This is a genomic window from Nitrospiria bacterium (assembly GCA_036397255.1).
Classification (GTDB): domain Bacteria; phylum Nitrospirota; class Nitrospiria; order DASWJH01; family DASWJH01; genus DASWJH01.
This window is the reverse complement of sequence record DASWJH010000018.1, coordinates 58,374-69,325: the sequence shown is the minus strand read 5'-3', so window position 1 is coordinate 69,325 and position 10,952 is coordinate 58,374. Positions and strand designations below refer to the sequence as shown.

Here is a 10,952-nt window from a genome sequence, read left to right as displayed (position 1 = left end):
CAGTACAATCACGGTGACGGTATTGGATGCCAATAGTAATCCTGTGCAAGGAGCGAGTGTGAGCTTGATTTCTTCGCGAGGTGTGACCGATACGATTACGCAGCCCGCCTCGGTAACCGATGCAGCGGGTCAGACCACCGGAACGGTTTCTTCTGTAACGGCTGGCAATGCGGTGATGAGTGCGGTGGCAGGGGGTGTTAATATCATACAAACCGCAACGGTCACGTTTACGGCAGGATCCATCGATGCGGGAACTTCCACGGTAGTGGCCAATCCGACCAGTGTGGTGGCGAATGGGAGCAGCAGCAGTACAATCACGGTGACGGTATTGGATGCCAATAGTAATCCTGTGCAAGGAGCGAGTGTGACCTTGATTTCTTCGCGAGGTGTGACCGATACAATTACGCAGCCTGCAGGGGTGACGGATGCTAATGGTCAGACCACTGGAACAGTGGCCTCTTTGACTTTGGGAAATGCGGTCATTAGTGCCATTGCGGGAGGAACCGGTATTACCCAAACCGCTAATGTTTCATTTGTAGCGGGTCCCCCTGATGCAACAAATTCAACGGTTGTTGCTAGTCCCACCAATATACAAGCTGATGGAATCACTACAAGCACGATTACAGTAACATTGTTGGATGCCAATAACCATCCTGTTTCTGGAGCCAATGTGATCTTGAGCTCTTCTCGAGGTTTAACCGATACCATCACACAACCCTCAGGAGTAACCGATGTCAGTGGACAAACGACCGGGGAGATCTCTTCCACAACATCCGGGACAGCAGCGGTAAGTGCCATTGGAGATGGTGTGTCAATTACTCAAACTGCGACAGTGTTTTTTGAGGTAAATTCAAATGTAATCCCAACCATTCAAACCGGATTAGATGATTCAGGAGACCAAATTAGTGATATTCAGATAGATGATGCCGTTGGGGCCCCCGTAACTGCCCTTGCATTAGGAGATGGTCAATATACCGTTCGGAAAAATAGGGTGATGGGGCTTTCAACTTTTGACGTATCCTCCATTCCTATTGGTGCTACCATTACTAGCGTGGTTTTACATCTCCAATATGGAACAGAGGTTGGCACCTATAATGGAACAGGGTTTGTTCGGTTTGATAATGGGATTGGGTTAACCGATACTTCCATTCAACCGGTTAATACCAATGGAGTTTGGAGTGCCGATCAAACATTTGATCTGCTTTCTTCGGGAGTAAATACTCTTTCCGAAATTCAAAACCTAATAATTGAGTTTACTCATAATGGAGTGGGTGGAACCACGGTTATGAATTTTGATTACCTGTATATTGAAGTGACTTATGTTGCCCCATAAAAATAACCCCATGAAAAAGATTGAAATTGGTAAACCCCAGGAGTTTGAGATTTTTAAAAAACATTGAATTGTTAAATAAAAAAAATGAAATTAAAGAAAAGAATAGGGTGGGTAAAAGAGGCCTTCCCATTTTTTTTCCTTGTTAGTTGTAGTGTTAACTTACAAGTACTGGAAAAGATGCGGAGGGGATCTAAACCCGACAGAAGAGGATAACTTTCCCGTGACCTTTAAAACTACGGGTGTATATACCCTTTTCGTTACTTCCAGGGGTCGGTTTAAGCAAGGCAGGTCCAACACCAGAAAATGGATTTTTACCGTCACCTCCTAAAATAAAGCTCCGGATGTTTTAATGATATTCCGCAGCAAGTGCAATGGTGATGAAACCGGAATCTTCCCGCTGCACGGTCCGGCCGAATAAATTTGACAGGCGCGTTCATCCCATCCATCTATTTTTATTAAGAAAATTTCATTGCTTAGCACTTTGAAAACTTTATTTCTTTTGGTGTTTTCCAAACCGGTTAACCCTAATTTTCATTTATGAGAAAAAGTTTATCCCTTCTTTCCCTCCAGCAAGGTTCTTTTTGTTCCATTTTATTTAGTGGTTGAGTGTAAGTAATTTAAAATGGGTATTTTTTCAAAAATTTCAGTTAGTTCGGTTCAATATGCTTTCTTTTTTCTGAGGGTATCAATCTTGCACAATAGGGGAATGGCTATTTCACCCCCCAGGAGAAAATTTCTGCTAGATGGTTCTTTATAACCCATACCGTTTTTTTGTCATAGTTCTTTCAAAAATTACCCCCATAGTCACATTCATTTTTTTAATTTTTATGTTAAAGGGAAAGCCATTCAATAAATTCAGGGAATTTTGGATAGTTTTATTAATCCTAATGGTTGCTGGCTGCGGAAGCGGAGGGGGAGGTGGGGGAGATGACACAACAACCACAACGACTACTCCTACCACCACCCTTCCCGATACCACGCCTCCCTCAGCCATTAATGATATTTTCCATGTTCCCGGAACGAGGGGAACCATTACATGGACCGCTCCGGGGGATGATGGAAATGTTGGGACTGCCTCCAGTTATGATGTGCGTATTTGGGATCAGCCCATCGACAACGATTTGGATTTTAATAATGCGAGCCTAGTTTTAAATGCCCCTTCTCCCAACCCAGCGCCAACAAAAGAACAACTCACCATTCCCGGATTGGATATTGGAAAGACCTATTACGTTGCCATAAAAACCACCGATTCCTCAGGAAATTCCTCTGCTCTTTCAACCTCTTTTTCTTTTATCTCCTCACAGAAATCGTTGAAAAGAAGTGGAAAGAAAAATTTAGATCGGTTTGGCCATTCTATTGCGAAGGCTGGAGATATAAATGGAGATGGTATTCCAGATTTTATAGTGGGTGCCCCCACCAATGAGACATCGGGCTTTGGGTCTATTAATGTGTTTTTTGGGGACACTGATATTAAATCTACTCCGAATATTAAATTAGAAAGCTCGAATTCTGGAGAACAGTTTGGTTTTTCGGTTGCAGGCGTGGGTGATGTAAATGGGGATGGTTGTGATGATATTATTGTTGGGGCAAATAAATTTGATGAAAATCCCTTAACGAATAGTGGGGTTGTTTATATTTACTATGGAAGTGGAGGAGGTTCCTGTCCAACAGGAATAGGTGAGAATTCACCTCCCGATTTTCCCCCCAGTGTAACCATAAAAGGGGTTTCAGATAATGGGGAGTTTGGTTACGCCGTTGCAGCTTTAGGAGATATTAATAATGATAATATCTCCGATTTTATTGTGGGAGCTCCCTTTACCAATTCTAATCAAGGGAAGGCATATGTTTTTTTTGGAAATAATTCCTCTCTCTCACAACTGATTTCGACGGATGCAGGTCTTATCTTAAGTGGTGACAATCCGGGTGATCTCTTTGGTTTTTCTGTCAGTGGGAATGGCGATATAGATGGAGATGGGGTTGGGGATTTGGTAATAGGAGCTGATAAACGTGAAAATGCTTTTAAGGGTGGGTCTGCTTATGTTTTTTACGGGGCAATGTTACCACTTTTAACTGATAGCGGCACCGCTTTGGATGCCGATGTTGAATTTTCAAGGGTTTTACTAACCACTGATCAATTTGGATGGGTTGTTGCCATAACCGGTGATATGAATGGGGATTCCAAAAGTGATGTCGTTGTTGGGGCTCCTTTACCGGATACGATTCCCGGAAGGGTTTATGTTTTCTATAGCGGTCCAGGGTTTGTTTCAAAAAATGCATTTGAAGCGGATGTGACCTTGTTTGGAACTTTAAACGATGATAGGTTTGGTGAAGCCATTGCAGATGCGGGGGATATAAACCTGGATGGGTTCTCGGATTTAATCGTAGGTGCTTCACAAGGAAACCCTTCCAGTATTCCAAACAATGGAATGGCATACATTTTTTATGGGGGACCAAACCTAATTGGAAATATTAACGCTACGGATTTGGGTGTGCTTTCAATCCAAGGGGAAAATTCTTTAGATCAATTTGGGCGGTCGGTAATAGGAATTGGGGATACCAATGGTGATGGGTATGATGAGATAGCCATTGGGGCCCGTTTAAATGATCAAGATGTAGAAATTAATGATGATACAGGGGCGATCTATATCCTTCGCTAAAAAAAAATGTAATTTCTTTAACCTATTCCTTCCTAAATTTCCTATCAAAAATTTTTTAAATTATTTATAAGGGGTTTTTGAAGTTCCCCTTGCCTTGCTTTCTCTGATTTGATAAATTCATTCCAATTCAAACGGAGGAAAAGATGCGATTGGCTGCATTGTTATTGGTTTTTATACTTGGGTTTGGGTTACAAAGTTGTGTGGTGAGCCGGGATACCTATGAAAAAACTAATTTTGATTTGATCGAAACCCAACGAGAGGTTGGGAAGTTAGAGGGCGTCTTAGAAGAGGCCCGGCGTCGGATACGGGATTTAGAAAAAGAGTTAAAAGAGTTTCAGGGAAAAAGTACCCGATTAGAAGAGGAATTGGAATCCGTCCGAAGTGATCGTGCCCAAACCATTGAAAACCTCCAATTAAGAATCCGGGATTTGAATCAAAAGGTATCTGAGCTACAGGAACAAAGCCAAGATTTATTCGGGATGAGGGCCAAACAAACTGCCGAAATTAACAGGCTTCAACAGCTCAGTGAATCTCTGAAGGTGGAAAAAGAAGAGACCACAAAACAAATAAAAGATACCTATGAGGAATTGGTGCAAGAACTTGAGGGTGAGATTCAAGAAGGGGCAATTAAAATTACCCGTGTCAAGGAAAAGCTTTCCATGAACCTGGTGGAAAAAATTCTGTTTGACTCTGGAAGCTCAGAACTCAAGCCCCAAGGAATTAAGGTGTTGAAAAAGGTTGGACAAGCCCTCCAAAAGGTAACCGATAAGGAAATCCGTGTAGAAGGGCATACTGATAACGTTCCTGTCTCAAACCGAATTGCTGAACGGTTTTCCTCCAATTGGGAACTTTCCGCTTCTCGGGCGACTACCGTGGCAAGGTACCTGCAAGAAAAAGAGGGAGTGGATCCACGGCGTTTGGCTGTTTCGGGGTATGCTAGTTATCGCCCAGTGGTGAGTAATGAAACCCCTCAAGGAAAAGCTCAAAATCGGCGAATTGAAATTGTCCTTGTCCCCCTAGACCTTTCCGAAGTACTTGAAGAATTAAAATAAAAAAAATTATATATCTTTTCAAAATGAAGCCCCGGCCTTATAGGGAAGGGAGTGGTCTTAACACCCTGTTTTTGTGTAAATAATAGGCGGTAGGTCCAGTTCGGTTTTGTTGACAAGAGTTGGAATCCCACATATAATTCAACAAGTTCCTTTGAGAAATTTACCCAGATTTATTTTTTTAGGCAACCCCTCTGATTATTTTTATTAAAAAATAAAGGGTAGAAGGGTTCCTATTACCTGAAAAAGTGGAAAAACAGGGTGAAAATTCCCTTTCCTCCAAATAGCCTTGTCTTCTCTAATCAACCTTATTCGACCAAGTTTGTAAATTCCTTATTCCAGCAATATCACACCAAAACGAAACCTTTTAATGGAATTTTATCCGCAATGGATTCATCCCAAGAACTTTTTCTTTTTATTCTCCACGGTGAACCCTACGCGGCTGCCGTTCAATCTGATCAGGTGATGAGGCCTGTTGATTTATATTCATATTTTTCGACCATGGTTTCTATGAAACAACCCTTGTTATCGTTGTATTCAACCGACCCGGTTTTTTTCAAATCCCTTCAGGTTTTTTCTCATAAAAGACCCTCAACCAAGGCGACAACGGAACTGATTGATTTGGAGCGACTTTTAAAGGAACTTGAAGAGGAGAAAAAAGAATTGGTTTTAGGGCTCCGCCAAGAGGAGGGAGTCAACCTATTTTATTTACGACAGGGAAAACTGGTTGAGACCTATTATTTGTTTTCAGAGCAGATCTCAAACGAGGGATCTTTGGTGGAACAGCTTTTGGTTTATACTTATACGGCGGCGGCCAAAAAGCCTCTTGAAGTCTTGGTGTTTCGGGATGTCCAGGTTTCTCCCGCCAGGGATATGGCTCCCGCGGCCGCCTTCCTTCCTCTTGGGGTAATGGATTATTTTTTAGTCTCCAAACCAGAACTGATTGTTTCTTCGCCTATCGGTGTAATCAATTCCCTTCAGGTTGAAAAAGGAGAGGTCTCCATAGGCCGGGGTCCACAGAATGATCTTGTTATTGAAGATGTAGGGGCTTCCAGAGAGCACGGGGTGATTCTCAGGCAGGAAAATTATTTTATTTTCAAGGATTTAGGAAGTTTAAACGGAACGATGCTCAATGGAAAACCCGTGAGCCAAGAACGTTTAAAAGAAGGTGACCGCATTCAAATTGGGAAGCATACCCTTCTTTTTTTAGAGAAAAGACCCTCCTTGACGGGGGAACCGAAAGACAGTAGTCTTTTTGAGGAGACAACTAAATTAAAAATCGAAATTCCTCCTCAAGATCTTGAAGCCCTTAAACCCAGGAAAAGGAGTCTTTCACTTAAAATTTTGGAGGGACAAGATGTTGGGAGTGTTTTTGAGGTCCAAAAAGATAAGGTGTTAATCGGAAGGCTTAATTCCGATTTGGTTCTCTCCGATCCATCGGTTTCACGGCAACACGCTTCCATTGAACAACGGGAAAACGAGTTCCTTTTTCTTGATCTGAAAAGCAGAAATGGGAGCTTTATTAATGGGAAACGGACTGAATCCAAAATTTTGAGTGCAGATGATTCAATAAAAATTGGTCGGACTACGTTAAAAGTGATAATCGGCTAAAGGGATCACCTTTGAATGAAACAAAACCTTCGAAATATCTGAACCCCAAGTTTCCCCTCCTAAGAGGTGGGTTTACTTTCTTTATAAAAAAAAGAGTATGGTGTTTGGGCTTCTGGATTCCAAGGGGGTTCTTTATTTCTCTTTCCTTGTTTCTTTTTAACCCATCTGTTTTTGCCCAGGAAGACCTATTAAACCTTCCAAAGGAATATCTCCCCTTGCTCCAAAGGGTTTTCCTCGATATTAAAGCCCATCCTGAAAAAATTCTTCCCTATCTGGTGGTGATGGTTGTTCTCAGTTTTTTGCTTAAGGCCCTTTTTAGTTTCCTTGGAAAATGGAGAGGAATGGCCTCTGACCAAAACAGGTATGGAGGAAAAAAACAGATAAAGCAAATGACCAGAGAGGCCCGCCATTATGAGAAAGAGAAAGATTACTTGGCGGCCGGGGAAATTTATGAACTAATAAATGACCTTGATAAAGCCAAACAGATGTATAAAAAGGGAAAAGGAAATCAACAAGTTGGAAGGATTTTTGAAAAACTTCAGCAATGGGATCAGGCCGCTGCATTTTATGAATTAGCCCAATCTTATGAAAGCGCGGCCAGAAATTACCAAAAGGGAAAAAATTTCCAAAAAGCAGCTGAACTTTATTTGAAAGGCGGAAAAGGATTTTTAGCGGGAGAAATGTATGAAGCGGGAGAAATGTATTTAGAAGCCGGAAAAATTTTTGAAAAAGCTAACTATTTTCAAAAAGCGGGATGGATGTATTTTTCTGCACGGGAAATTCCAAAAGCGGCAGAAATGTTTGAACGGTATTTCCTACAGGAATTTCCTAAGCTTAAAGATTCCAACGCCTCCCTTTCCCCGGGGCAGCGAGATGCGTTGAACGGTTATTCCAAAAAAAGTGGTGAACTCTATTTAACGGTGGGAAAAGTCAAAGAGGCTGCGAATATTTTTTTAATTGGAGGTTTTGTACAAGAAGCCGCCCAAGCCTTTCGGGATTCGGGAGAGCATCAACGGGCTGCCGATCTTTATGTTGGAATAAAAGAATACGATAAGGCCGCAGAGGTGCTTCGAGAAGGAGGGGATGTTCGTCAGGGGGATTTATTGATTGGGGAAAAATACGCAAGGGAAGAGCGATTTACAGAGGCAGCCTATTATTATGAACAAGCCCAGGAATTTAACCAAGCCGGGGAAATGTATGAGCGGGCCGGAGATTTAAAGCGTGCGGGTGAGATGTTTTTTAAAGGTGGAGATTTATCTAAATCCAGTGAGATTTTTTTAGCGCTTGGGGATAAACCCATGGCCGCCCAAGCCTTAGAAAAAGGTCGACGATTTCAAGAGGCCGCTCGGCTATATCAGGAGCTTAAGGAGTGTGATAAAGCCATTCCTCTTTTAGAAAAAGAATCCCTTTTTTTGGAAGCAGCTAATTTAAGGGAGCAACAGGGAAAGGTTGATGAAAGCATTCTTCTTCTCCAAAAAGTGGATTCAAAATCAGAGGATTATTCCGAAGCCAGTTTGGCGTTGGCGAGGTTATTTACGGATAAAGGGATGTTTGGACCTGCCAGGGAAAAGTATCAGAGGGCTTTGGCCCGAAGACCCGTGAATGCGGAAACCATTGAACACTACTATCAACTGGCCAACCTTCATGAGCGGTTGGAAGACTTTGAGGGGGCCATGATCCTTTTCGAACGGATATTAGCGGAGAATATACAATATAAGGATGTAAAAGCCAAACTGGAGAACCTGCAAAATGGCCATCTGGAAAAACCGATGAATAAAAAGAAAGCGCTGGGCAAGGCGCAGGTGGTTGAAAACCGGTATAAATTGTTGCGGGAAATTGGGCGAGGGGGAATGGGGGTAGTTTATAAAGCTGAGGATATTGTATTGAAACGGATTGTGGCTTACAAAATTTTGCCAGAAAGTGTCCGGGGTAATCAAAAGGTTCTTGGAAGTTTTATTCAGGAAGCTCGAACGGCCGCATCCATCCACCATCCCAATATCGTGACCATATTTGATTCCGGACAAAGTGAGGGAGATTATTTTATTACCATGGAGTTTGTGGATGGAATGACCTTGAAAGAACTCTTGGAAAAAAACCAACTTCTCCCTATTTCTGATATTGTCCAAATATTTCAGCAAATTTGTACAGGAATGGATTATGCTCATAGCAGGCGTGTTATCCACAGGGATATCAAACCCGGGAACATTATGATCAGCCGGGATAAGGTGGTAAAAATAATGGACTTTGGGTTAGCAAAGATTGTTCATGATTCAATGGGGGAAACCACGGAAGTAAAAGGAACACCCTTGTATATGTCCCCTGAACAGATTTTAGGCAAGGAGGTAGATCATCAGTCAGACATTTATTCCTTGGGCTGTACCATGTTTAGAATGGTAACAGGAAAGCCTCCCTTTTTTGGAAATGATGTATTTAACCAGCATCTTCATAAAAACCCCCCAGACCCCGCCACTTTGAATTCAAAATCCCCAACTTTTTTAAACCAAATCATTCTTAAATGCCTTGAAAAGGAAAAGCTAAAAAGATACTCTCGGGTCAAAGACATTCTTAAAGACCTTTCCGTTGAGGAAACAAAATGAAAAAAGCCGTGGTCCTTTGTAGTGGAGGGTTAGATTCCTCCACTGCAATGGCAATGGCTTGCCATCAGAAATTTGATGTATTTGCATTAAGTTTTGATTACGGGCAACGCCACCGGATTGAAGTTGAACGGGCCAAGGAGGTGGTTTCCACCTTAGGGATAAAAAACCATTTGGTTCAAAAATTGGAATTTAAAGGGTTAGGGGAATCTGCCCTTACCTCTTTGAAAGAAATACCCAAGGATCGGGATATGAAAACCATTGCGTCTGAAATTCCTCCTACCTATGTTCCCGCACGCAATACAATTTTTCTTTCATTCGGCCTTGCCCTAGCTGAGGGCTGGGGGGCTGAGGCTATTTTCTTTGGAGCTAATGCCGTTGATTATAGTGGGTATCCCGATTGCCGGCCTGAATTTATTCGTGCGTTTGAAAAAATGGCAAATCTGGCAACGAAGATGTCCGTTGAGGGGAAATTGAAATTCCGAATTAAGACGCCTTTGCTTTTTTTAAGCAAAGCTGAAATCGTGTTGAAAGGAAAAGAATTAGGGGTCCCCTTTCATCTTACCCATAGTTGCTATGATCCTGCCCCTACTGGAATTTCCTGCGGCCGATGTGATAGTTGTAAACTTCGCAAAAGAGGTTTTCAAGAAGCCGGACTGGAGGATCCTTTACCCTACCTTGATTAAAAAAGAGGAGAGGAGGTTTTCGGGAGGGTTTTCCTTTGGAGGTTTTCTCTCCTTGGATTCCCAAATTCTCTCCTATGAATCCTGATCCGATTCCGAATCCCTTCCATCACCCCCTGAGAATATAAACGGCCCCAGGGATTCAAAAGTTCAGATTGGATTTTATGGGCCGATGGGATGTAACTTACAACCAATTGATTTATAAAAGAGTTTTTAATTTATTAAAAAAATAAAACCCCAAAAGATCAACGGCATGAGTAAATTAACGTATACTCGATTACTGAATATTTTAAACCAGGAATTTCCAAAGCCAGAAGTTGAATTGAATTTCAAAAATCCCCTGGAACTCCTTGTGGCCACCATCCTTTCTGCCCAATGTACGGATAAACGGGTAAACCAGGTTACAGAGAAATTGTTTCGAAAGTATAGGACCGTTAGAAATTATGCCCAGGCGAATCTTCCCAGTTTCGAAACAGAAATTAGGGCCACCGGGTTTTACAAAATGAAAGCAAAAAACATCATCGGGTCCTGTAAAATGTTACTGGAGGAGTTTGATGGAAAGGTGCCAAATAGTATGGAGAAGCTTCTAACCCTTCCAGGTGTTTGGCGAAAAACCGCCAATGTCATTCTGGGAAATTGTTTTGGAGTCAATGCCTTCGTAGTGGATACTCATGTGAAAAGGGTGTGTCAACGCCTTGGATTATCCCAATCTGATGACCCCGATCTTATTGAAAAAGGATTAGGAAATTGGCTTCCCCCGTCACTTTGGACGCGGGCCTCACTTCAAATTTTGCTTCATGGTCGATATATTTGCAAAGCGAGGTCTCCTCATTGTCAACCATGTGGTTTTCAACTTTTCTGTCACTGGTACCGGGAGAATGAAAAAGAAAGAAAAACCCTGACCAAAAAACCGCAATAAATGAGCTTTCTTCAAGAAAAACAATTGGTTGACAATGGGAGATGGGTTGTTTATAATGGCGGAATTTAAATAGAAAATGTGTTTCCCACCCTAGTCTCTAATGCGG

Annotated in this window: 7 protein-coding genes; all 7 read left to right on the top strand. The window is 42.1% G+C overall.

Translation table 11 applies throughout. From position 1 onward, the window contains the following. Positions 1–1,333 (top strand): invasin domain 3-containing protein (locus VGB26_02925; GenBank protein HEX9756737.1); only part of this gene is annotated, 1,333 nt, incomplete at its 5' end. An 887-nt stretch (positions 1,334–2,220) separates the two neighbouring features. Next, a complete protein-coding gene (locus tag VGB26_02920; GenBank protein ID HEX9756736.1) occupies positions 2,221–3,990 on the top strand; it encodes an FG-GAP-like repeat-containing protein in 1,770 nt (589 codons plus the stop codon). Between the two features lie 143 nt (positions 3,991–4,133). Next, complete coding sequence (locus tag VGB26_02915) at positions 4,134–5,042, top strand: OmpA family protein (protein HEX9756735.1); 909 nt, start codon at positions 4,134–4,136, stop codon at positions 5,040–5,042. Between the two features lie 384 nt (positions 5,043–5,426). Then, positions 5,427–6,650, top strand: coding sequence for an FHA domain-containing protein (locus VGB26_02910; protein HEX9756734.1), 1,224 nt, complete (start codon positions 5,427–5,429; stop codon positions 6,648–6,650). Positions 6,651–6,754: 104 nt separating this feature from the next. After that, positions 6,755–9,247 (top strand): protein kinase, encoded by a 2,493-nt coding sequence (locus tag VGB26_02905; protein ID HEX9756733.1) that lies wholly within the window; start codon positions 6,755–6,757, stop codon positions 9,245–9,247. Next, a complete protein-coding gene (gene queC, locus VGB26_02900; protein HEX9756732.1) occupies positions 9,244–9,930 on the top strand; it encodes a 7-cyano-7-deazaguanine synthase QueC in 687 nt (228 codons plus the stop codon). The genes VGB26_02905 and queC overlap by 4 nt, the downstream gene beginning before the upstream one ends. 250 nt (positions 9,931–10,180) lie before the next feature. Beyond that, positions 10,181–10,846 carry an endonuclease III gene (gene nth / locus VGB26_02895; GenBank protein ID HEX9756731.1) on the top strand — a complete coding sequence of 222 codons (666 nt, stop codon included), beginning with the start codon at positions 10,181–10,183 and terminating at the stop codon, positions 10,844–10,846. Positions 10,847–10,952 lie beyond the last annotated feature (106 nt).

Excerpts from the sequence above, each read along its gene's own strand:
- VGB26_02920 (HEX9756736.1), top strand. The coding sequence starts at position 2,221 with ATGGTTGCTGGCTGCGGAAGCGGAGGGGGAGGTGGGGGAGATGACACA.
- VGB26_02915 (HEX9756735.1), top strand. The coding sequence starts at position 4,134 with ATGCGATTGGCTGCATTGTTATTGGTTTTTATACTTGGGTTTGGGTTA.
- VGB26_02910 (HEX9756734.1), top strand. The coding sequence starts at position 5,427 with ATGGATTCATCCCAAGAACTTTTTCTTTTTATTCTCCACGGTGAACCC.
- queC (HEX9756732.1), top strand. The coding sequence starts at position 9,244 with ATGAAAAAAGCCGTGGTCCTTTGTAGTGGAGGGTTAGATTCCTCCACT.
- nth (HEX9756731.1), top strand. The coding sequence starts at position 10,181 with ATGAGTAAATTAACGTATACTCGATTACTGAATATTTTAAACCAGGAA.